Raw genomic sequence first — 22,921 nt, 5'->3', positions numbered from 1 at the left:
TTAAACCCGCTCAAACGATTCGACACGTGCACCGACAGGCGCACCGGTGGCCAGGCCCAGAGCTTTCATGCGCTCACCTTCGATGCGCGCCACTTCCTCGGCCGGAACCATGTAGCCCTGGTCGTCACGCGCAGCGTGGCGAACGAAGACTGCGACGGTAGCGAACAGGCTCACACCCACCAGCCACCAGATGTGCCAGATGAAGGCGAAACCGAAGATGGTCAGGAACAGGCCCATGAACACACCGGTGGAGGTGTTGTTCGGCATGTGGATCGCTTCGTACTTGGCCGGAACCTTGTACGCAACGCCGGCTTCCTTGGCTTCGTGCCAGGCATCCAGGCCGACTTTCTCAGGCATGGTGGCGAAGTTGTAGAAAGCAGGTGGCGACGAAGTCGACCATTCCAGGGTACGGCCGCCCCATGGGTCGCCAGTGACGTCCATGTTGTCCTTGCGGTCGCGGATCGAGACGTACAGCTGGATCAGCTGGCAAGCGATACCGAACAGAATCAGCACGGCGCCGACGACGGCAACGTACAGGTACGGTTCCCAGGCCGGGTTGTCCGAGGTGTTCAGACGACGGGTCATGCCCATGAAGCCCAGGGCGTACAGCGGCATGAAGGCCACGTAGAAGCCGGAGATCCAGAACCAGAAGGCAGCTTTGCCCCACTTCTCGTTCAGGGTGAAACCGAAGGCTTTCGGGAACCAGAAGGCGAAGCCCGCGATGTAACCGAAGACCGCACCGCCGATGATCACGTTATGGAAGTGCGCGATCACGAACAGGCTGTTGTGCAGAACGAAGTCGGCACCTGGAACGGCCAGCAGAACGCCGGTCATGCCACCGATGGAGAAGGTGACCATGAAGCCCAGGGTCCACAGTACTGGCGCGGTGAAGCGCAGACGGCCCTGGTAGATGGTGAACAGCCAGTTGAACAGTTTGACGCCGGTCGGGATCGAAATCAGCATCGTCGCCAGACCGAAGAAGGTGTTGACGCTGGCGCCGGAGCCCATGGTGAAGAAGTGGTGCAGCCATACCGCGAAGCCCAGTACCGCGATCGCGCCCGATGCGTAGATCATCGAGTGGTGACCGAACAGGCGCTTGCCGGTGAAGGTCGAGGTGACTTCCGAGAACACGCCGAAGGCCGGCAGGATCAGGATGTAAACCTCGGGGTGACCCCAGGCCCAGAACAGGTTGACGTACATCATCGGGTTCCCACCAAGCTCGTTGGTGAAGATGTGGAAGTCCAGATAACGGTCAACGGTCAGCAGAGCCAGTGCAGCGGTCAGGATCGGGAACGAAGCGACGATCAGCACGTTGGCCCAGGTGCAGGTCCAGGTGAAGATCGGCATGTCCATCAGCTTCATGCCAGGTGCGCGCATTTTCAGCACGGTCACCAGGAAGTTCACGCCGGTCAGTGTCGTACCCAGACCGGACAGCTGGAGTGCCCAGATGTAGTAGTCAACGCCGACACCCGGGCTGTACTGGATACCCGACAGCGGTGGGTACGCGACCCAGCCGGTCTTGGCGAACTCGCCGACGCCCAGGGAGATGTTGACCAGCGCGACGCCGGACACCAGCAGCCAGAAGCTCAGGGAGTTGAGGAACGGGAAGGCCACGTCACGGGCGCCGATCTGCAGCGGCAGCGCCAGGTTCATCAGGCCGGTGAAGAATGGCATCGCCATGAAGATGATCATGATCACACCGTGAGCGGTGAAGATCTGGTCATAGTGTTCAGGCGGCAGGTAGCCCTCGGCACCGCCGGTGGCGGCCGCGAGCTGGGTACGCATCATGATCGCGTCGGCGAAGCCGCGGATCAGCATCAGCATGGCGACGATGATGTACATCACGCCGATCTTCTTGTGGTCGACCGAGGTCAGCCACTCGGACCAGAGGTAGGTCCACTTCTTGAAATAGGTGATTGCCGCGAACAACGCGATACCGCCGAGCGCGATCATGGCGAGGGTCACCATGACTATCGGCTCGTGGTACGGGACCGCGTCCAGACTTAATTTACCGAACATCTCTTACTCCTCTGCCCCGGCAGCTGAATGCATACTCACGTCCATCCCTTCGGTACCGGTAGTGGCCGCCGCTTCTTTGTGCTCGGCCTTCTCGTGTACCACCGGCTTGCCGCGGTTCATGCCTTCGTACTTGTCGACGATGGTCTGGAACTGGTCGGCCGGCGCCACGCTGTACAGCGCGACTGGATTGTTTTCGCTTGGTTTGGCCAAGGCTTCGTATTCAGCCGTGTCCAGCTGTTTTGGCGATTGCTTGACTTCGTTCACCCACGCCTCGAAATCGGCCTGGGAGGTGGCGACTGCCTTGAACTTCATACCGGTGAAGCCGGCACCGCTGTAGTTCGCCGAGATGCCGTCGAACTCGCCGTTTTCGTTGGCGATCAGGTGCAGCTTGGTGGTCATGCCGGCCATTGCGTAGATCTGGCCGCCCAGCGCCGGGATGAAGAACGAGTTCATCACCGCATCGGAGGTCACGCGGAAGTTCACCGGGGTATTGGCCGGGAAGACGATCTTGTTGACCGTGGCGATACCTTGTTCCGGGTAGATGAACAGCCATTTCCAGTCCAGGGCGACCACGTCGATCTGCACCGGCTTCACATCGGAAACCAGCGGACGATACGGGTCCAGCTCATGGGTGGTTTTGTAGGTGACGACGCCCAGGGCGATGATGATCAGGACCGGGATGGTCCAGATCGCCACTTCGATCTTGGTCGAGTGCGACCAGTCCGGGGTGTACTTGGCAGCCTTGTTGGAAGCACGGTACTTCCAGGCGAACGCCAGGGTCATGAAGATGACCGGAACGACCACCAGCAACATGAGGCCGAAGGCGATCAGGATCAGGTTCTTTTGCTCAATGCCGACCTGGCCCTTCGGGTCGAGCAGGGTCCAGTTGCACCCACTGAGTAAAAGCATGCCTAAAAAGGGCAGAATGCCAAACAGTCTGGGGTAACGCTTTTTACTCATCTCACGACCTCTAGATCAGCTTGCTTCAATGCAATTTGTGTTTTGGTCGCCAACACTTCGTCCTGCCAAGTGTCAGCATTTACGGGCGAATAAGGTCATACCTTGAGAAGCGACGCTGCTCGGCATGAACCTTGGGTGGTGCGTGGTTATTGTTCTGACTTCGTGGGCAACAGGCCTGTATTTCAGACCAAGTCCATTTGGTGCGGAAAATCACGGAGGGGAGTCAGCCCGGCATCGCCGTGGGCGATGCTCGTCGAAGTCAGCGAAAAAGGCCTCGGGGCCTTTGAAACTGCGACTTAGCAAGCAGTGCCGAACGGAAATTGGGGGCGATTGTAGATAGGTCGCCCCCCCTTGACTATGACTTATTGAGCAACAGTCTTTTACAGGAAGTGTAATAATCCAAGGTAAAAAATCAGTTTCGCGACAGTTTGTCGCACCCGTTCCAATAGCTCTGAAACGCCCGTACCACAAGGGCTGCGGGTTGACGCAAGTCAATCGCCCTGTGCGCGCTGTGGGAAATCTCGCAGCACAAGGGGCTTGCGTCAAAACATGACTTTTGTCTAACCCCGACGACGGTTGCGCCAGATGCCCAACGGCACCAGGATCGCGGTCAGGACGAATGCCACAAGTGCCCATTGTGCAAGGGAAAGTCCCAATACAGGTGGGTATGGCGTGGAGCAGAAGCCGTCGACCTGGAACACCAGCGGCAGGATCGAGGCCAGCGGCAGTCCGTCGACGATCGGTTGCAGGGTATCGATGCCGCAGCTGACCGCCGGGTTGGCGAGGATGTACACATGGTTGCCGGCGGCGGCGACGCCACCGAGGGCGCTGAGCACCACCAGCACTTCGAACAGGGTCAGGCTGCGCTTGCCGGGCATGGCCGCGCCGATGAAGGCGAACACGGCGATCAGCAGCAGCGCGTAGCGTTGCAGGATGCACAGCGGGCAAGGCGCCTCGCCGAGGACGATCTGCATGTACAGGGCGCCACCGATCAGCGCCAGGCAGATGACACCCAAAAGGACCAGGAAGCGCCGTTCGCGATTCAGGCGCTGCGATTGCTCGTTCATTGGCATTCCCTTCACTCAGTGGTTCGGCCGCGCGAAATTCGCGGGGCGCACAAGATGACCGTGCGCCGGCGGAAAGTCTACAGGCAGACCATGAAACACAAGTGAAGTCCGCGTGAAAAGGGGCAGGCGCGGGTAAGAGTGAAGGCGGGGGCGATTAAAGGAGGATTAATGGTGCGGTGAATCGGGACCGCTTCGCGGTCCTTCGCGAGCAAGCTCGCTCCCACAAAGGCTTGCACAAATCATTGTGGGAGCGAGCTTGCTCGCGAAGGGCCGCAAAGCGGCCCCGGCCTTCAAGGGTTACTCCAGCGCCGCAGCCGGCCCGAAGAACTCGTAGCGGCTCTGCCCTTCCGGCACCCGCAGCGCTTTCAGATGGCGCTTGATCGCGGCCATGAAGCCCTTCGGTCCAAGGAAGTAGGCATCCAGGTCACGCTCCTGCGGCAGCCACTGGTCCAGCTGGTCCTGGCTCAGTTGCCCCAGGGCATCCCCCGGCAGGCTCGTGCCATCGTCCACGTCATAGCAATAGAAGCGCTTGAGTTGCGGGTTGCGCGCCGCCAGGGCATCCACATGCTCGCGGAAGGCATGCACCGCGCCGTTGCGCGCGCAGTGGATGAAGTGGATCTGCCGCCCGCTGTCCAGCGCCGCCTCCAGCATCGCCAGGGTCGGGGTGATACCGACGCCGCCGCTGATCAGCACCAGCGGCTTGTCGCTCGCGCCCAGGGTGAAGTCGCCCGCCGGCGGGAACAGGTTGAGGCTGTCGCCGACCTTGAGCTGGTCATGAAGGTAGTTGGAAACCTTGCCCTCGGCCTCGCGCTTGACGCTGATGCGGTACAGGCGACCATCACCCAGGGTCGACAGCGAATAGTTGCGACGCTGCTCGACGCCATCGATCAGCAGTTGCAGACCGATGTACTGACCCGGTTCGGCCACCAGCACCGGCTTGCCGTCCACCGGGGCGAAATAGAAGGAGACGATCTCGGCGCTCTCCTCGACCCGCTCCACCAGACGGAAGGCCCGCGCACCGCGCCAGCCACCCGCGGCCTGCTCCTTCTCCTGGTACATGCCCTCCTCGGCACCGATGAGGATATCGGCCAGCTGCTGATAGGCCGCGCCCCAGGCTTTCAGTACCTCGGGGGTGGCGATGTCGCTGCCGAGCACTTCCTCGATGGCGCGCAGCAGGCAGCTACCGACGATCGGGTAATGCTCCGGAAGGATCTGCAAGGCCACATGCTTGTTGACGATCTGCCCGACCAGGCCACCCAGTTGCTCCAGCTGGTCGATATGCCGGGCGTACATCAGCACGCCGTTGGCCAGGGCACGCGGCTGGTCGCCGCTGGCCTGGTGCGCCTGGTTGAACAGCGGACGAACCTCGGGGTACTCGCTGAGCATCATCTTGTAGAAATGCGTGGTCAGGGCTTCACCACCGCTTTCCAGCAGCGGAACGGTGGCCTTGATGATTGCACGGTCTTCGGCGGTCAACATGAAACGACTCCTGAGCCTGTCGGCTTCTGGTTAAACACTGAAACCCTACATTTCAGGAAGTGTGCCAACCTTTAATACCAATGAAATCAGTGCCTTGAAGACCATTAGAGTCAAATTGACCCGGAAGCTGTTAGAGTCATAAGGACCCGAAGGAGTCATTATGACAGCAAAGCCCCTGCTCACCGCCCTGCTGCCCCTGGTCAGCGACCTGTCCCGCGACCTGCCCGAACGCGAGCGCTATCGCCGCCTGCTCGAAGCCATGCGCGCCCTGCTGCCGTGCGATGCCGCCGCCCTGCTGCGCCTGGATGACGAGTGGCTGGTGCCGCTGGCGGTGGACGGGTTGAGTCCCGACACCCTCGGCCGGCGCTTCCGGGTCAGCGAACACCCGCGCTTCGCCGCCCTGCTCAGCCGCAGCGGCCCGACCCGCTTCGCCAGCGACAGCGATCTGCCCGATCCCTACGACGGCCTGGTCGAAGGTCTGCACCAGCATCTGGAAGTCCACGACTGCATGGGCTGCCCGTTGTTCGTCGACGAGCGTCCGTGGGGCCTGATCACCCTCGATGCGCTGTCGCCGGAAAGCTTCCAGCAGGTCGAGCTGGATGCCCTGCAGGCCTTCGCCAGCCTCGCCGCGGCCACGGTCAACGTCGCCCGGCGCATCGAGCGCCTGGCCCTGCGCGCCGAGGACGAACACCAGCGCGCCGAGGTCTATCGTCAGGCCAGCGGCCAGCAGGTCCGCGAACTGATCGGCCAGAGCAAGCCGCACAAGCGCCTGCTGGAAGAGACCCGCCTGGTCGGCGGCAGCGACCTGACCGTACTGATCACCGGGGAAACCGGGGTCGGCAAGGAGCTGGTGGCCCAGGCCATCCACCAGGCCTCGGCGCGCGCCGACAAGCCGCTGATCAGCCTCAACTGCGCCGCCCTGCCCGACACCCTGGTGGAAAGCGAGCTGTTCGGCCATGTGCGCGGCGCCTTCACCGGCGCGGTGGGCGAGCGGCGCGGCAAGTTCGAGCTGGCCAATGGCGGCACGCTGTTCCTCGACGAGGTGGGCGAGCTGTCCCTGGTGGTCCAGGCCAAGCTGCTGCGGGTCCTGCAGAGCGGGCAGTTGCAGCGTCTCGGTTCGGATCAGGAACACCGCGTCGACGTGCGCCTGATCGCCGCCACCAACCGCGACCTGGCCGAGGAAGTCCGCGCCGGGCGTTATCGCGCCGACTTCTATCACCGCCTCAGCGTCTACCCGCTGCCGGTGCCGGCCCTACGCGAACGCGGCCGCGACGTGCTGCTGCTGGCCGGCTACTTCCTTGAGCAGAACCGCTCGCGCATGGGCCTCAACAGCCTGCGCCTGAGCCCCGAGGCCCAGGCCGCGCTGCTGGCCTACGACTGGCCGGGCAACGTGCGCGAACTGGAACACCTGATCGGTCGCTCGGCGCTCAAGGCCCTCGGCCAGCACCAGGATCGGCCGCGGATCCTCACCCTCGACAGCCACGACCTGGACCTGCCGGGCGCCGCCCCCCAGGCACCGACCGCGACCAGCAGCGCAGCCGCGCCGCCAGCCCACGGCGACCTGCGCCAGGCGCTCGACCAGTACCAGCGGCAACTGATCGGCGAGTGCCTCGACCGGCATCAGCACAACTGGGCCAGTGCCGCGCGCGAACTCGGCCTGGACCGCGCCAACCTCGCGCGTCTGGCACGCCGGCTTGGCCTGCGCTGATTTGCTGATAGGCTAAAGCGTTGCGCGCTCGGGTCGATAACCCGGGACAAGCACTGGAATTCATCACTCACTGCCACGAAGGTCTCTATGTTCTCGCAAAAAGCTCGCGCGGACTCGCTGTCGCTGCTGCTGTTCACCCTGCGCAGCGGCAAGCTGATGGCGATCAACCTGCTCAAGGTCAGCGAGATCATTCCCTGCCCGCCCCTGACCCGTCTGCCCGAGGCTCACCCTCACGTCAAAGGCGTGGCGACCCTGCGCGGCAACCCGCTGCCGGTGATCGACCTGTCCCGCGCCATTGGCGAGCGGCCGCTGGCCGACCCCAACGGTGGCTGCCTGATCGTCACCGATATCAGCCGCTCCAAGCAGGGCCTGCATGTCCAGGCGGTGAGCCGCATCGTGCATTGCAAGAGCACCGATATCCGTCCGCCGCCCTACGGCTCGGGGGAAAAGTCGTTCATCACCGGCGTGACCCGTATCGACGACGCCCTGGTGCAGGTGCTGGACATCGAGAAGGTCATCCACACCATCACCCCGGCCCAGCATCACGATGCTCCGGCGCAGCTCAGCGAAGAGGACGCGGCGGTACTGGCTGCGACCAACATACTGGTGGTGGATGACAGTCAGGTTGCCTTGCAGCAGTCGATCTACACCCTGCGCGGGCTCGGCCTGGAATGCCATACCGCGCGCAGCGCCAAGGACGCCATCGCCGTGCTCCTGGACTTGCAGGGCACCGCTCAGGAAATCGACGTGGTGGTCTCGGACATCGAGATGTCGGAGATGGACGGCTATGCCTTCACCCGCAGCCTGCGCGAGAGCCCGGACTTCCAGCATCTGTACGTGCTGCTGCACACCTCGCTGGACAGTGCGATGAACAGCGAGAAAGCCAAGGCGGCGGGGGCGAACGCGGTGCTGACCAAGTTCTCTTCGCCGGAATTGACCGACTGCCTGATCGTTGCGGCGCGGACCGTGGCCTTCACCGAACGCTGACTACCGGCGTGCCCTACCTCGTAGGAGCGTGGCTCGTCGTGTGACGAACCACCGCGAAGGACCGCGCCAGCGGTCCCAGACCTCACTGCTATCTGGGACCGCTGCGCGGTCCTTCGCAGGCAAGCCAGCTCCTACAAAAGAGATGCGCGGTGCATCGTCAGGCATAATCAGCCCTCATTCCGCAGGAGCCACTTCCCCATGAAAACGCCCATCCTCGCCCTGCTCCTGCTCTGCCCTCTCGCCCACGCCTCCAGCGACCAGGCCTGGGCCGAGCACGACAAGCACCTGCTCAAGGCCTGCACCCACGCCAGCCAGCTCAAGGACGTGCGCGCCCTGGGCACAAGCGCCGAGTTCGACGACCGCAGCGGTTACTCGGCCCTGCTCCTGCAAGGCCGCTACCCGCAAAAGCACATGAACAACCTCGAGGGCACCGAGCTGTGCCTCTACGACCGCCGGCAGAAGACCGCCTACGTCACTGAATGGACCCCGGGCACGCCGTGAACAGCACCGCCGAGACGCTTCACTTCAACTGCACCGGCTGCGGCAAATGCTGCAACGGCCACCATGTCCCGCTGACCCTGGACGAAGCCCGGCAGTGGGTCGACGACGGTGGCCAGGTCATCGTCCTGGTAGAAGCGTTTCTCGACAACGGCCTGGGCCTGCCCGCCGCGCAACACGAGCATGCCCGCCGGCGTTCCTGCGCGGTGCCCTGCGGGACCACGGAGATCTTCGTCGCCATCACCTTCGCCGCCTTCAACCCCGGCCCCTGCCGCAACCTCGACGCCGATCTGCGCTGCCTGATCTACGAGCGTCGACCGCTGGTCTGCCGCATCTATCCGATGGAGATCAATCCGCACATTCCGCTGCGTCCCGAAGCCAAGGACTGTCCGCCGGAGGCCTGGGACAGCGGCGAGGCGCTGATCCATCGCGAGCGCGTGGTCGATCCGCAACTGATGGAAATGATCGAACGCTCACGCCAGGCCGACCGCGACGATATCCGCGACAAGGCGCTGATCTGCCAGCGCCTGGGCATCGACACCAGCGCCCTGAAAGGCAACGGCTTCACCGCTTATCTGCCGGACACCATGGCGCTGCGCCAGGCCATGCTGGCGACGGCCAGCGACCGGCATGCGGCACTCGCCGCCTGGGTTGTGCATGTGGAGGATGGCGACCTCGCCGGAAAACTGGACTCCGCAGGGGCCAGGATCACCGGCACGAGCGCCGGGCACTACAGTTTCATCGGCTTCTGATCCGGCGCGCTATTGGCGCCGGCACCAGAACTCCTCGGCCAGGCGACGCAGGTCTTCGGCCAGGCCGGCGACATCGCTGGCGGTGGAATGACCGCGCTGGCCGGCGCTGACGCTCTGCTCGCTGGCCTCGCGGATGCTGATGATATTGCGGTTGATGTCTTCGCTGACCAGGCTCTGCTGTTCCACCGCCGCGGCGATCTGCATGCTCATCTCGCTGATCTGGTTGACCCGCTGGCTGATGCCATGCAGCGCCTGGGTCGCATGCTGCGCCTGTTCGACACTCTGCCCGGCATGACTGCTGCTCTGCTGCATCGCCACCACCGCATCCCGCGCGCCGCTCTGCAACACCGTGATCATGCGCTGGATCTCACCGGTGGACTGCGCGGTACGCTGGGCCAGCCCGCGCACCTCGTCGGCCACCACCGCGAAGCCACGCCCATGATCGCCAGCACGCGCCGCTTCGATCGCGGCATTCAGGGCCAGCAGATTGGTCTGCTCGGCGATGCTGTGGATAACTTCCAGCACCCCGGAGATTTCCTCGCTGTGGTTTTCCAGGGTGTGCACCACTTCAGTGGCTTCGGCCAGGGCATTGGCCAGTTGCAGGATGGTGCTGCGGCTCTGGTCCACCAGTTGATGACCGACCTGGGTCTCGCCTTCCGCCTGGTCCGCCGCCTTCGAGGCCTGTTGCGCGCTGTCCGCCACTTCGGCGACCCGCGCCGCCATGCGGTGAATGGCTTCGGCGACCTGGTCGGCATCGCCCTGCTGCCCCACCGTGGTGGTGTGGCTGTGCTGCAGATGGCTGGCGAGATCGGCGGTATGCCCGGCCAGGCGCCTGGAGGTGTCGCCGATGCGCCCGACCACCGCGCCGATCTGCGCTTCGAGCATCTGCAGGGCGAACTCGATCTGCCCGACGGCATCCCGCCGGCCGGTGTACAGGTGCTGGCTCAACGGGTTGTCGGCGATCGTGTGGGCACGCTTGCGCAACTGCTCCAGCGGGTTCAGGGCATGACGGATCAGCAACGCACCGAGGCCGGCGAACACCAGCCACTCCAGTACCCCCTGATACGGCAGCTCGGGCAGCAGCAGGCGGCTGCCACCGAGCACCACGGCGAGCAGCCCACCCAGCCCGAGACTCAGGCGCGCGCCCATGCTCAGCGTCGGCAGCCGCTCGCGCAGGCTGCGCTCACCTTTGCGCAGGTCGGCGTAGTGACGCTCCGCGGCCTCGACCTGGGCGCGCGTCGGCTTGGTCCGTACCGATTGATATTCCACGGTCTGGCCGTGACTGGTGATCGGCGAGACGAAGGCGCTGACCCAGTAATGGTCGCCGTTCTTGCAGCGGTTCTTCACCAGCCCCATCCACGAGCGCCCCTTCTTCAGGGTCTGCCACATGTGCTCGAAAGCCTCCGCCGGCATGTCCGGGTGGCGCACGATATGGTGCGCGCTGCCAATCAGTTCATCGCGGGTAAATCCGCTGATCCGGATGAACTCGTCGTTGGCGTAGGTAATGGCACTCGTCAGATCCGTGGTGGAGAGGATGTTTGCATCCACGGGGTAATCCACATTTCGACCGGTCACAGGCAGATTGCTCTTCATCGAGAGGCGCTCGTCGTTCGGATGGGGGTATAAAGCAGGGCGGAAATACTACGTTTGCCCCCTTGCCGGAACCTTGACCCAGAGCAGCATAAAGGCCTATTGCCAGCACTACTCATCCAGTGCTAAAGGCAACTGACAGCCGTGACAGGTAGCGGTCACGCTGCTGACCGTGTCGCTCCTATATAAGGGTACAAGCCCTGTCCGCCACTTCCGCCCGGCCATCCTGACGCATGCGAATCTCCAGCCCCCGAACGCTGCTTGTCCTGCTCGCCATTGTCCTTCTGGGCGCCGCCGCCTGGTTCGTCGGCCAGCGCCCGCAAGCCGCCCGCCCCCTTCAGCCAAGTGCCGTGCCGGTCAGCGTGATCAGCGTGCAGCGCGAGGACGTGCCGCGCTTTCTCAGCGCCATCGGTACAGTGCAATCCCTGCACAGCGTGGTGATCCGGCCGCAGGTCGAAGGCGTGCTGACGCGCATTGCCGTGCGGGAAGGGCAGACCGTCCAGCAGGGCGACCTGCTGGCGACCCTCGACGACCGCGCCATCCGCGCCAGTCTCGACCAGGCCCGCGCCCAGCTCGGGCAAAGCCAGGCGCAGTTGCAGGTGGCGCAGACCGACCTCAAGCGTTATCGCCTGCTCAGCGAAGACAACGGCATCTCGCGGCAGACCCTCGACCAGCAGCAGGCCCTGGTCGACCAGCTCAAGGCCACGCTGCTGGGCAACCAGGCCAACATCGCCGCCGCCGAGGTGCAGCTTTCCTATACGCGGATCCTCTCGCCGGTCAGCGGCCGGGTCGGCATCCGCAATGTCGACGAGGGCAACCTGGTGCGCACCAGCGACACCCAGGGCCTGTTCAGCGTGACCCGGCTCGATCCGATCAACGTGGACTTCTCGGTGCCGCAGCAATGGCTGCCGACCCTGCAGCAACTCACCGCCAGCAACGAGCCGGCGCCGATCCAGGCCTATCTGGAAGGCGACGGCGACAGCGGCGGCAAGCTGCTCGGCGAGGGGCGCCTGAGCCTGATCGACAACCAGATCGCCGCCGGCACCGGCACCCTGCGCGCCAAGGCGACCTTCGCCAATCCGGATGCGCGCCTGTGGCCCGGGCAACTGGTGACCCTGCGGGTGCAGACCGGCGTCGAGCGCAATGCCCTGGTGGTGCCGCCCGGCGTGGTGCGCCAGGGCGTCGACCAGCACTTCGTCTACCGCGTCAAGGACGACAAGGCCGAGGCGGTGCCGGTCAAGGTGCTCTACCAGGACAGCAAGGTGAACGTGATCAGCGGTGTCGAAGCCACCGACCGCCTGGTGGCCGACGGTCAGTCGCGGCTCAAGCCGGGGGCCAGGGTTGAAGTCCTCGACACGCCCCCCGCCACCGTCGACGACATCGCCGCGAGCACGCAGCCATGAACGCCGCCCTGCCCGCTGGCCGTCGCGGTCTGTTCGGCTGGTGCATCGATCGTCCCGTCGCCACCCTGCTGCTGACCTTCGCCCTGGTCCTGCTCGGCGTGGTCGCCTTCCCGCGCCTGCCGGTGGCGGCGCTGCCGGAGGCGGACTTCCCGACCATCCAGGTCACCGCCCAGTTGCCCGGCGCCAGCCCGGAAACCATGGCCTCGTCGGTGGCGACCCCGCTGGAGGTGCAGTTCAGCGCCATCCCCGGCATGACCCAGATGACCTCCAGCAGCGCCCTGGGCTCCACCAACCTGGTCCTGCAGTTCACCCTCGACAAGAACATCGACACCGCCGCCCAGGAAGTCCAGGCGGCGATCAACACCGCCACCGCGCGCCTGCCCCAGGACATGCCCAGCCCCCCGACCTGGCGCAAGGTCAACCCGGCCGACAGCCCGGTGCTGATCCTCAGCGTCAGCTCCGAGCACATGCCGGCCAACGAACTCAGCGACTACGCGGAAACCCTCCTGGCCCGGCAACTGAGCCAGATCGACGGGGTCGGCCTGGTCAACATCACCGGTCAGCAGCGCCCGGCGATCCGCGTCCAGGCGCAGCCGGACAGGCTCGCCGCCCTCGGCCTGACCCTCGCCGACCTGCGCCTGGCGATCCAGCAGACCAGTCTCAACCTGGCCAAGGGCGCGCTGTACGGCAACAGCAGCGTGTCGACCCTGGCCACCAACGACCAGCTGTTCCATCCCGAGCAATACGCGCAGTTGATCGTCTCCTACCGCGACGGCGCGCCGGTGCAGCTCAAGGACGTGGCCAAGGTGATCAGCGGCGCGGAGAACGCCTACGTCAAGGCCTGGTCCGGCGACCAGCAGGGCCTCAACCTGGTGGTGTTCCGCCAGCCCGGGGCGAACATCGTCGACACCGTGGACCGGGTCAACGCCGAGCTGCCGCGCCTGCAGGAGATGCTCCCGGCCACGGTCGAGGTCTCGGTGCTGCAGGACCGCACCCAGACCATCCGCGCCTCGCTGCACGAAGTGGAACTGACCCTGGCCATCGCCGTGCTGCTGGTGATCGCGGTGATGGCGCTGTTCCTCCGCCAGCTGTCGGCGACCCTGATCGTCTCGGCGGTGCTCGGCGTGTCGCTGGTGGCCAGTTTCGCCCTGATGTACCTGTTCGGTTTCAGCCTGAACAACCTGACCCTGGTGGCCATCGTCATCGCCGTGGGCTTCGTGGTCGACGATGCCATCGTCGTGGTGGAGAACATCCACCGTCACCTGGAAGCCGGTGACAGCCGTCGCGAGGCCGCGATGAAAGGCGCGCGGGAAATCGGCTTCACCGTGGTCTCGATCAGTTTCTCCCTGGTCGCGGCGTTCATCCCCCTGCTGTTCATGGGCGGTGTGGTCGGTCGGCTGTTCAAGGAATTCGCCCTGACCGCCACCTCGACCATCCTGATTTCCGTGCTGGTTTCGCTGACCCTGGCGCCGACCCTGTGCGCCCTGTTCATGAACGCCCCGGCCCACGACAAAGCGAAAAAGCCCGGCTTCGGCGAGCGCCTGCTCGGCGGGTATGAGCGTGCCCTGGACAAGGCCCTGGCCCACCAGCGCCTGATGCTCGGGGTGTTCTTCCTCAGTACCGCGCTGGCGGTGGTCGGCTACGTGCTGATTCCCAAGGGCTTCTTCCCGGTGCAGGACACCGGTTTCGTCCTCGGCACCAGCGAGGCGGCGGCGGACGTGTCCTACCCGGACATGATCGCCAAGCACCAGGCCCTGGCCGCGATCATCGGCGCCGACCCGGCGGTGCGTGCCTTCTCCCACGCGGTGGGGGTCACCGGCAGCAACCAGACCATCGCCAACGGGCGCTTCTGGATCTCGCTCAAGGACCGCGGCGAACGTGACGTGTCCGCCAGCGCGTTCATCGACCGCCTGCGCCCGAAACTGGCCAAGGTCCCCGGCGTGGTCCTCTACCTGCGCGCGGGGCAGGACATCAACCTCAGTTCCGGACCGAGCCGCAGCCAGTACCAGTACGTGCTCAAGAGCAACGACGGCCCGGCGCTGAACCTGTGGACCGAGCGCCTGACCGAACGGCTCAAGGCCAACCCGGCGTTCCGCGACCTGTCCAACGACCTGCAACTGGGGGCCAGCGTCACCCGCATCGAGATCGACCGCCAGGCCGCGGCGCGCTTCGGCCTGACCACCAGCGATGTCGACCAGGCGCTCTACGACGCCTTCGGCCAGCGCCAGATCAGCGAATTCCAGACCGAAACCAACCAGTACAAGGTGATTCTCGAACTGGACGCGCGCCAACGTGGGCGGGCGGAGAGCCTGGACTACTTCTACCTGCGCTCGCCGCTGAGCGGTGAAATGGTCCCGCTGGCCGCGGTGGCCAGGGTCGAGGCACCGAGCACCGGACCGCTGTCCATCGCCCACGACGGTCTGTTCCCCGCCGCCAACCTGTCGTTCAACCTGGCCCCCGGCGTGGCCCTCGGCGACGCGGTGAACATCCTCGAACGGACCCAGCGCGAACTGGGCATGCCGGCCTCCATCAGCGGCACCTTCCAGGGCGCGGCGCAGGCCTTCCAGAGTTCGCTGTCGAGCCAGCCGTGGCTGATCCTCGCCGCGCTGGTGGCGGTGTACATCATCCTCGGCGTGCTCTACGAGAGCTTCGTCCACCCGCTGACCATCATCTCCACCCTGCCCCCGGCCGGCCTCGGCGCCCTGGCCCTGCTCTGGGCGTGGGGCGAGGATTTCACCATCATGGGCCTGATCGGCGTGGTGCTGCTGATCGGCATCGTCAAGAAGAACGGCATCCTGCTCATCGACTTCGCCCTCGATGCCCAGCGCAACCAGGGCATGACCCCGGAAGAAGCGATCCACCAGGCCTGCCTGACCCGCTTCCGGCCGATCATCATGACCACCCTCGCCGCCCTGCTCGGCGCCGTGCCGCTGATGCTCGGTGCCGGGGCCGGCGCCGAACTGCGCCAGCCACTGGGCATCGCCGTGGTCGGCGGGCTGCTGGTCAGCCAAGCCCTGACACTGTTCACCACCCCGGTCATATACTTGGCCCTGGAGCGCCTGTTCCACCGGCGCCAGCGCGCTGCCCCGGCGCCCCGGCCAATAGAGAACTGAGAGCCGACCATGCGCGTGCTGATTATCGAAGACGAAGAAAAGACCGCCGACTACCTGCACCGCGGCCTGACCGAACAGGGCTTCACCGTGGACCTGGCGCGGGACGGCATCGAGGGCCTGCACCTGGCCCTGGAGGGCGACTACTCGGTGATCGTCCTCGACGTCATGCTCCCCGGTCTCGACGGCTACGGCGTGCTGCGCGCCCTGCGCGCGCGCAAGCAGACCCCGGTGATCATGCTCACCGCCCGCGAGCGCGTCGAAGACCGCATCCACGGCCTGCGCGAGGGCGCCGACGACTACCTCGGCAAGCCGTTCTCCTTCCTCGAACTGGTTGCCCGCCTGCAGGCCCTGACCCGCCGCAGCGGTGGCCACGAGCCGGTGCAGATCCAGGTCGCCGACCTCTGGGTCGACCTGATCAGCCGCAAGGCCAGCCGCGCCGGCCAGCGCCTCGACCTGACCGCCAAGGAGTTCTCCCTGCTCAGCGTGCTGGCCCGGCGCCAGGGCGAGATCCTGTCCAAGACCGCCATCGCCGAGCTGGTCTGGGATATCAATTTCGACAGCGACGCGAATGTCGTCGAAGTCGCGATCAAGCGCCTGCGCGCCAAGCTCGACGGGCCGTTCGAAAGCAAGCTGCTGCACACCATCCGGGGTATGGGCTATGTCCTGGAAAGCCGTGCGCACTAACTCCCTGGCCCTGCGCCTCAGCGCCCTGTTCACCGGGGTCGCGCTGCTGGTGTTCCTGCTGATCGGCTGGGCCCTGTACAAGCAGGTCGACCGCAGCCTCGACCTGCTGCCCTCGGCCGAACTGGAGGCGCGCTACAGCGTGCTGGAGTCGTCGCTGATGCGCTTCGGCAACCAGGAGCACTGGGGCAAGATCACCCGCAAGCTCGACCTGCTCGGCGAGGAAGACCGACGCATCCGTTTCTGGGTGGTGAGCGGCGACAGCCGTTACGAATACGGCCATCCCGACGCGCTGATCCGTCACCTCGCCGAAGGCCGGCCGGGCATGCGCGACGTGTACCTGGCGGACAGCCCCTACCCGTTCAAGATCATGCTCAGCGAACTGCCGGCCCTGGAAGAACGCCCGCCGCTGCGCTTTCTCATCGGCATCGACACCGACACCTTCTGGAATACCCAGCGCACCCTGCTGGTCGCCCTGGTCAGCCTGGCGGTGGTCGGCGTGCTGCTGGCCTCGGTGCTGGGCTACTGGGTGGCGCGGATCGGCCTGCGGCCGTTGCGCCAGCTCTCCGCCGAAGCCCAGCAACTGGCGCCGCCGCGCCTCAGCGGGCGTCTGCGGGTATCGGCGCTGCCGCCGGAACTGGAACAGTTCGCCCAGGCCTTCAACGCCACCCTGGAGCGCGTCGACCAGGCCTACACACGGCTGGAAGCGTTCAACGCCGACGTGGCCCACGAACTGCGTTCGCCGCTGACCAACCTGATCGGCCAGACCCAGGTCGCCCTGACCCGCGGACGCAGCGCCGAACACTACTTCGAAGTCCTGCAGTCGAACCTGGAGGAGCTGGAACGCCTGCGCAGCATCGTCAACGACATGCTCTTCCTCGCCAGCGCCGACCAGGGCAGCAAGGCCACGGCGCTGATCAGCACCTCGCTGGCCGAGGAAGTGGCGACCACCCTCGACTACCTCGACTACATCCTCGAAGACGCCCAGGTGCGGGTCGAAGTCAGCGGCGATGCCCAGGCCCGCATCGAAAAGGCCCACCTGCGCCGGGCCCTGATCAACCTGATCAACAACGCGGTGCAGCACACCGCTCCGCAGCAGGTCATCCACATCGGCATCGACAGCCAGGACGGGCAGATCCGCATCGCCGTCAGCAACCCCGGCCCGGCCATCGCCGACGAGCACCTGGCGCGGTTGTTCGAGCGTTTCTACCGGGTCGACGCCGCGCGCAGCAACAGCGGTGGCAGCAACCATGGCCTGGGCCTGGCCATCGTCAAGGCGATTGCGGTGATGCACGGTGGCAGCGTATTCGTGCGCAGCCAGGCCGGCGCCAATACCTTCGGCATTCTCCTGCCCGCCTGACCCTGTAGGAGCGCGGCTTGCCCGCGAAAGGACCGCATAGCGGTCCCGGTTCCCGATTTGCAGTCGGGAGAAGACCATTGGCCTGTCTGTAGATCAGGAACCGGGACCGCTGCGCGGTCCTTTCGCGGTGGTTCGTCACACGACAAGCCGCGCTCCTACAGGCCGCAGTGCTCTAAACGGCGGCTTTGCGCGACTGTTGCCTTTCCTGCAACAGTCCATCTCGAAAAACAGGCTTTTTCGTTCGCTTGCTAACGATTAATTTGGACACACCAAACAGATACCTGCCCCGCAGGAAGGTTGTTCCAAATGTCCAATAGCATGGGTATTGCCAGCGTTTTCGTTCTGTCCTCCATCCTGCTTTCGCCGCTGGCGATGGCCGAAGAGTCCCAGGCCTTCGTCGCCCAGACCAGCCGCCATCAAGCGGCCATGGAACAGTCCCGCGAGGCCTTTGCCAAGCAAACGCAAGACGCCGCCAAAGGCTCGGAGCAGACAGCATCCAAGGCAAGCCAGAGTGACAGCAAAGACAGCTGATCAGCGGCACCCCGCTCCTGTTTTTCCCTCGACCTGCGCACGGGTGACTTTTCCCCTGGCGCGATTGTCTTTGAAAGCCGCTGCTCGTCAGCGGCTTTTTTTTGCCTGGTGAAAAGTACCGGAATACGGCCGGCCCCCTACAAGAAAAATACCCGTTCGCAGTATTGAAACTGCCGCCAACAGCACCTCAAGGAGTTCATCACGGTGACATTCACGATCCGTTTCACCCCGCTTTTCGTTGCAATGGCTGCAACGATGCCGTTTCACGCCCAGGCGGAAGACGAAAAAACCGAAGGTTTCATCGACGGCGCCAGTCTCGACATCCTCGCGCGCAACTACTACCTGAACCGCAACCAGCTGCTGCCCGACGTGCGCGACAACCGCGAATGGGGCCAGGGCTTCATCGGCAGGTTCGAATCGGGGTTCACCCAGGGCACGGTCGGCGTCGGTCTCGACGCCTACGCCATGCTCGGCCTGAAACTGGATGGCGGTGGCGGCACCGCGGGCTCCAGCATTCTGCCGATCAACAGCCCGGGCAAGGCCGGCTACGACTACGGCAAGGCCCCGGACCAGTTTTCCAGCGCCGGGGCGGCGGTCAAGCTGCGTGCCTTCAACACCGTGCTGCGCGCCGGTGACCTGTTCCTCAGCAACCCGGTGATCGCCGGCGGCGAGAGCCGCATGCTGCCGCAGACCCTCCGCGGCGTGAGCCTGAGCAACACCAGCGTCGAGCACCTGATGCTCGAAGCAGGCCAGGCCAGCTTCACCAAGCCCTACAACCAGAGTGGCCACCGCCGTATCGACACCTTCTATGGCCGGCTCGCCGACGACCGCGACAGCCGCCACCTGAACTGGGCCGGCGCGGCCTGGACGCCGGTCGAGGGGCTGAGCAGCAATCTGTACGCCGCCGAGCTGAAGGACATCTGGAAGCAGTACTACTTCGACCTCGACTACACCTGGCAGCTCAACGACCTGGTCAGCCTCAACCCGGGCCTGCACTACTACCACACCCAGGACACCGGCGAGCGCCTGCTCGGGTCCATCGACAACAACACCTACAGCCTGCACTTCGCGGTCAACGTCGGCTTCCACTCGCTGACCGCGGTGTACCAGCGGGTCAACGGCAACACGCCGTTCGACTACATCAACCAGGGCGACAGCATCTATCTGGACAACTCGCAGATCTACTCGGACTTCAACGGTCCCAACGAGCGTTCGTGGAAGCTCAAGTACGCCTACGACTTCACCGGCGTCGGCCTGCCGGGGCTGACCACCGCGGTGTCGTACTCGCGGGGCGAGCTGGACCTGAGCAAGGTCGATCCGAACAGCAGCGGCTATGGCCACTGGTACAGCGCCGAGGGCGACGACGCCCGGCACTGGGAGCGGGATGTCGACCTGGCCTACACCTTCCAGGACAGCCAGCTCAAGGACCTCACCGTGCGCCTGCGCTGGGCCGCCCATCGGGGTAGCCAGGGGTATTCGGCGGTGGACAACGATGTCGATGAGTACCGGGTGATCGTCGAGTATCCGCTGAACGTCTTCTAAATCGAAGCTGAACCCCGCTCTCGTAGGAGCGTGGCTTGCCCGCGAAAGGACCGCGCAGCGGTCCCCGATAGCGCTGAGGTCTGGGACCGCTGCGCGGTCCTTTCGCGGTGGTTCGTCACACGACAAGCCACGCCAACAAGCCAGCGGCACATCAAGCGATTCGGGCCTACCGCACATCCGCCCCTCGCAGACACATCTTGTCCTACAATCCGCCCCCACCTAGAATACCCGCCGCCGCTCGGGCCCCTCGCTCGCGGCCGTAATGGATTTCCATCACCAGAACCGCCCCCGGAACAGCCCGTCCTGTCGCCGGCGGAGGGTTTTACCCATTTTCCGGCCCAACCGACGCCCAGGCACCTTCGCGACCATGAACGCGCACTCCCCGCCCCCGCGCCCCAGCCTGTGCCGCAGGCATCCGGAACTGATCCTGAATCTGGGCAGTTGCCTGGCCGTGGTGGCGATCATTTCCATCGTCACGTTCCTGCTGATGCGCGAACGGATGAACGTGGAACAGACCGCGGTCCGCTCGGCACGCAATATCGTCAAGCTCATCGAGACCGACATCATCCGCAATGTCGAGCTCTACGACCTGTCCCTGCAAAGCCTGATCTGGGCCGTGCAACACCCGGAACTGCTGGGCATCCCCGCCCACATGCGCCAGCAGGTGCTGTTCAACCAGGCCTTCAGCAGCCCGGTGCGCGGCGACATCCTCTGGCTCGACCGCGACGGCAACGTGGTCGCCGACTCCGCCAGCACCCCGCCGCGCACGGCCAACTTCGCCGACAACGCGATCTTCCAGGAGCACCGGCGCAACCCCGACCTGGGCATGGTCATCAGCCCGCCCTTCAAGGCGCGTCTCGGCGATCTGGACTGGTGCATCAGCTTCAGCCGGCGCATCGACGACGCCGACGGCAATTTCGCCGGGGTCGCCGGTGGTGCCCTGCGCCTGTCGCACTTCAACGACATGTTCAAGCGTCTGGATGTCGGCCACGACAGCAGCATCAACCTGATGAACACCGACGGCCAGTTGCTCGCCCGGCATGCCTCCGGCACCAGCGTGCCGAGCAACGATCGGATCGGCGTCAGCTTCGCCAAGCGCCCCAACTTCCAGCGCCTGATGGCCGAAGGCAGCGGCAGCTTCAGCGGCCCGTCCGGGCATGACGGACGGATGCGCCTGTACACCTTCGCCCGGGTCGAAAACCTGCCGCTGGTGCTGGTGGTGACCCAGTCGGTGGACGAGGTCTACAGCGCCTGGAAACGCACAGCGATACTGGTCAGCGCGGCCACCGCGGTGCTGTGCATCGGCATCCTCTGGCTGACCCTGATGCTCGGCCGCGAGCTGCAGCGCCGGCAAAGTGCCGAGCGCAGCCTGGCCGAACTGGCCGCCACCGACAGCCTCACCGGTCTGCCCAATCGCCGCCAGCTGGACCAGGTATTGCGCCGCGAATGGGCCCGAGCCCAGCGCACCCAGCGGCCGATCGCGGTATTGATGATCGATGTCGACCACTTCCGCGGCTTCAACGAACGCCATGGCCACCAGGGTGGCGACGAGGCCTTGCGCCAGGTCGCCGATGCCATCGCCGACAGCCTGCTGCGCCCCACCGATCTGGCGGCGCGCTATGGCGGCGAGGAGTTCGTCGCGGTGCTGCCCGACACCGACCTGCCCGGCGCCCTGACCCTGGCCGAACGCATCCGCCAGAGCGTCGAGGCCCTGCCGCCGTATGGCAAGGACGAGCGCTCGGTGAGCGTCAGCGTGGGTATCGGCGTCTACGCGCCGGGCAGCGCGCAGAGTCTGAGCGACCTGATGGCCCGCGCCGACGAAGCGCTGTACCGGGCCAAGCGTGATGGACGCAACCGGGTCGAGGCCGCATTGCCGGCCTGACCCGTAGCATCAGGCATAGGTAACGATCTGACGCCCATAATCGTTGAGCCTGAACGCCTCGCAGCCATCGACCTTCTGCGATGCCGGTGCGTGGTAGGACGCGATGCTGTCTTCCGGGCGAGCGATCAGACGGTTGCCCTCGAACCGCCCCCCTGAACTGTTGCCATGGTATTCGAACCACAGGGCCCCCCCTGTGTTGGCGTAGATCGCCCAGCGGTGGTTGCGTGCCGAAGCATCGCCCGCCAGTGGCACCGGCACGGTGCCGAACTTGGACACGGTAAGCGCAAGCACCAGGGGCATCTCCGGACGCTCCATGTAGATCAGGTTGAACAGGTAGGGCTGATCGCTGGGTGGTCGACCCAGGTCCTCGGCTGGCGCGATGTTCCAGCGCCTTTCGGAGTCGTTGCTGTAATAGCCCTGGGACTCGAAACCTTGATGCAAGTGCAAGTAGACAGGCTTTTTCCACGCCAGCATCGCGATGGACATGAGACTGGTGCTGACCACCGTCTTGATCTGCTCACCGACAAAATGCGCATGGCCCGGTTCCGGGACCAGGGGTTCCGGCTCGACCGGCACCGGTGGCGTTACCTGACCCATCGATGGCGGAACTGGCGGCATCCACTCGGCCTGGTTGGCCGGCCGCAGCATGAGGGTGATGAAGTTCATCGCCTGATCGGGAAGGCAGCGTGCGGCCCGGCTGATCTGGTCCTTGATATTGGCGTCGATCTTCCTGACGTCGTCCAGGTAGGACGAAACCCCGGCTTCCCGCCCGGCGAGACTGAGGAGCGTGATGCCCTGCATCTGCACGCAGAAGTAATGGCTGAGCAGTGACTGCAGGATATAGAAGCGGGTAAAGATATCCCGCCCCTGGTACTTGCTGTTCAGAAGCTGGAATACCCCGAAGCTGTCGGCTCCCGCGGTAATCAGCAAACGGTGGATCTGGTTCAGGTGGTTGTAGACATGCTTGTCGATCTCCTCCCCCAGCTTGTCGAGTTCCTTCTTGTGCCCCTCCATCAAATCCGCATTCTGGAGCGACACCGCGGTGATGTAGTTGTCCAGGCGGGACTGGTACCGCTCGTAGATCGAGGTAACCTCCGTCGCGTGGAAATCGAGGTCGGAGATCTTCACATCCAGCTGAAAGCTGGTGACCTGCATCGAGAGCCGGCTGATATCGTCACGGATCGACTGGAGCTGCTGCTCCAGTTGGCGAATCCTGTCGAGGATCTTGTCGCTTTCGCGACCCATCAGGCTGCCCCAGGCATCCTTGGCGAAATATTCTGCGATCCCCATCGCCATCTTTTGTCCGACGTCCTTCGGACTGAGGGAAAGTACCCCGTTATATCCTTTGT

17 protein-coding genes and 1 pseudogene are annotated in these 22,921 nt (G+C 64.8%); 11 read left to right on the top strand and 7 right to left on the bottom strand.

Annotated elements, in window-relative coordinates:
• The 4 genes from cyoB to hmpA all read right to left on the bottom strand — a co-directional run bounded on the left by cyoB (position 1) and on the right by hmpA (position 5,525).
• Positions 1-2,019 carry a cytochrome o ubiquinol oxidase subunit I gene (cyoB, locus tag CHB99_RS08205; RefSeq protein ID WP_042120902.1) on the bottom strand — a complete coding sequence of 673 codons (2,019 nt, stop codon included), beginning with the start codon at positions 2,017-2,019 and terminating at the stop codon, positions 1-3.
• A 3-nt stretch (positions 2,020-2,022) separates the two neighbouring features.
• Entirely contained in the window at positions 2,023-2,979 is a 957-nt protein-coding gene (gene cyoA, locus CHB99_RS08200) for a ubiquinol oxidase subunit II (RefSeq protein ID WP_042120903.1), read from the bottom strand.
• Between the two features lie 560 nt (positions 2,980-3,539).
• A complete protein-coding gene (locus CHB99_RS08195; protein ID WP_042120904.1) occupies positions 3,540-4,046 on the bottom strand; it encodes a disulfide bond formation protein B in 507 nt (168 codons plus the stop codon).
• Between the two features lie 297 nt (positions 4,047-4,343).
• Complete coding sequence (gene hmpA / locus CHB99_RS08190) at positions 4,344-5,525, bottom strand: NO-inducible flavohemoprotein (RefSeq protein WP_042120905.1); 1,182 nt, start codon at positions 5,523-5,525, stop codon at positions 4,344-4,346.
• 160 nt (positions 5,526-5,685) lie between these two features.
• Here hmpA and norR point away from each other — a divergent pair, with 160 nt between their 5' ends.
• The 4 genes from norR (at position 5,686) to CHB99_RS08170 (ending at position 9,470) form a co-directional block, all read left to right on the top strand.
• Positions 5,686-7,233: a nitric oxide reductase transcriptional regulator NorR gene (gene norR, locus CHB99_RS08185; RefSeq protein ID WP_042120906.1), complete on the top strand. Its 1,548-nt coding sequence runs from the start codon at positions 5,686-5,688 to the stop codon at positions 7,231-7,233.
• Between the two features lie 87 nt (positions 7,234-7,320).
• The gene (locus CHB99_RS08180) at positions 7,321-8,220 is read left to right on the top strand and encodes a chemotaxis protein (RefSeq protein ID WP_042120907.1); all 900 of its coding nucleotides are present in this window, start codon (positions 7,321-7,323) and stop codon (positions 8,218-8,220) included.
• A 198-nt stretch (positions 8,221-8,418) separates the two neighbouring features.
• On the top strand, positions 8,419-8,721 hold the full coding sequence (locus CHB99_RS08175; protein WP_042120908.1) for a hypothetical protein: 303 nt from the start codon (positions 8,419-8,421) through the stop codon (positions 8,719-8,721).
• Entirely contained in the window at positions 8,700-9,470 is a 771-nt protein-coding gene (locus tag CHB99_RS08170; RefSeq protein ID WP_042120909.1) for a YkgJ family cysteine cluster protein, read from the top strand. Before CHB99_RS08175 ends, CHB99_RS08170 begins: the two co-directional genes overlap by 22 nt.
• Before the next feature lie 9 nt (positions 9,471-9,479).
• On the opposite strand, the gene CHB99_RS08165 is transcribed toward CHB99_RS08170, so the two are convergent.
• Together CHB99_RS08165 and CHB99_RS30545 are read right to left on the bottom strand one after the other, a co-directional pair.
• A complete protein-coding gene (locus CHB99_RS08165; RefSeq protein WP_377698192.1) occupies positions 9,480-10,619 on the bottom strand; it encodes a methyl-accepting chemotaxis protein in 1,140 nt (379 codons plus the stop codon).
• A 162-nt stretch (positions 10,620-10,781) separates the two neighbouring features.
• Positions 10,782-11,063, bottom strand: a pseudogene (locus CHB99_RS30545) (PAS domain-containing protein); the annotation flags it as partial.
• 230 nt (positions 11,064-11,293) lie between these two features.
• On the opposite strand from CHB99_RS30545, the gene CHB99_RS08160 reads away from it, so the two are divergent.
• The 7 genes from CHB99_RS08160 to CHB99_RS08130 all read left to right on the top strand — a co-directional run bounded on the left by CHB99_RS08160 (position 11,294) and on the right by CHB99_RS08130 (position 21,572).
• Positions 11,294-12,463, top strand: coding sequence for an efflux RND transporter periplasmic adaptor subunit (locus CHB99_RS08160; RefSeq protein WP_042120911.1), 1,170 nt, complete (start codon positions 11,294-11,296; stop codon positions 12,461-12,463).
• Complete coding sequence (locus CHB99_RS08155) at positions 12,460-15,576, top strand: multidrug efflux RND transporter permease subunit (RefSeq protein WP_042120912.1); 3,117 nt, start codon at positions 12,460-12,462, stop codon at positions 15,574-15,576. The genes CHB99_RS08160 and CHB99_RS08155 overlap by 4 nt, the downstream gene beginning before the upstream one ends.
• 9 nt (positions 15,577-15,585) lie before the next feature.
• Positions 15,586-16,260, top strand: coding sequence for a heavy metal response regulator transcription factor (locus tag CHB99_RS08150; RefSeq protein ID WP_042120913.1), 675 nt, complete (start codon positions 15,586-15,588; stop codon positions 16,258-16,260).
• Entirely contained in the window at positions 16,235-17,617 is a 1,383-nt protein-coding gene (locus CHB99_RS08145) for a heavy metal sensor histidine kinase (protein WP_042120914.1), read from the top strand. Before CHB99_RS08150 ends, CHB99_RS08145 begins: the two co-directional genes overlap by 26 nt.
• A 306-nt stretch (positions 17,618-17,923) precedes the next feature.
• Positions 17,924-18,148: a hypothetical protein gene (locus CHB99_RS08140; protein ID WP_042120915.1), complete on the top strand. Its 225-nt coding sequence runs from the start codon at positions 17,924-17,926 to the stop codon at positions 18,146-18,148.
• 204 nt (positions 18,149-18,352) lie between these two features.
• Positions 18,353-19,690, top strand: a complete 1,338-nt coding sequence (locus CHB99_RS08135; RefSeq protein WP_042120916.1) for an OprD family porin — start codon at positions 18,353-18,355, stop codon at positions 19,688-19,690.
• Between the two features lie 367 nt (positions 19,691-20,057).
• Positions 20,058-21,572 carry a GGDEF domain-containing protein gene (locus CHB99_RS08130; RefSeq protein ID WP_042120917.1) on the top strand — a complete coding sequence of 505 codons (1,515 nt, stop codon included), beginning with the start codon at positions 20,058-20,060 and terminating at the stop codon, positions 21,570-21,572.
• 9 nt (positions 21,573-21,581) lie between these two features.
• Here CHB99_RS08130 and CHB99_RS08125 read toward each other — a convergent pair whose 3' ends face one another.
• On the bottom strand, positions 21,582-22,862 hold the full coding sequence (locus CHB99_RS08125) for a hypothetical protein (RefSeq protein ID WP_141137271.1): 1,281 nt from the start codon (positions 22,860-22,862) through the stop codon (positions 21,582-21,584).
• Between the last annotated feature and the right edge of the window lie 59 nt (positions 22,863-22,921).

Source organism: Pseudomonas japonica, assembly GCF_900188455.1.
Taxonomy (GTDB): domain Bacteria; phylum Pseudomonadota; class Gammaproteobacteria; order Pseudomonadales; family Pseudomonadaceae; genus Aquipseudomonas; species Aquipseudomonas japonica.
The sequence above is the reverse complement of the archived record's forward strand: the minus strand, read 5'-3'. Positions and strand labels throughout refer to the sequence as shown.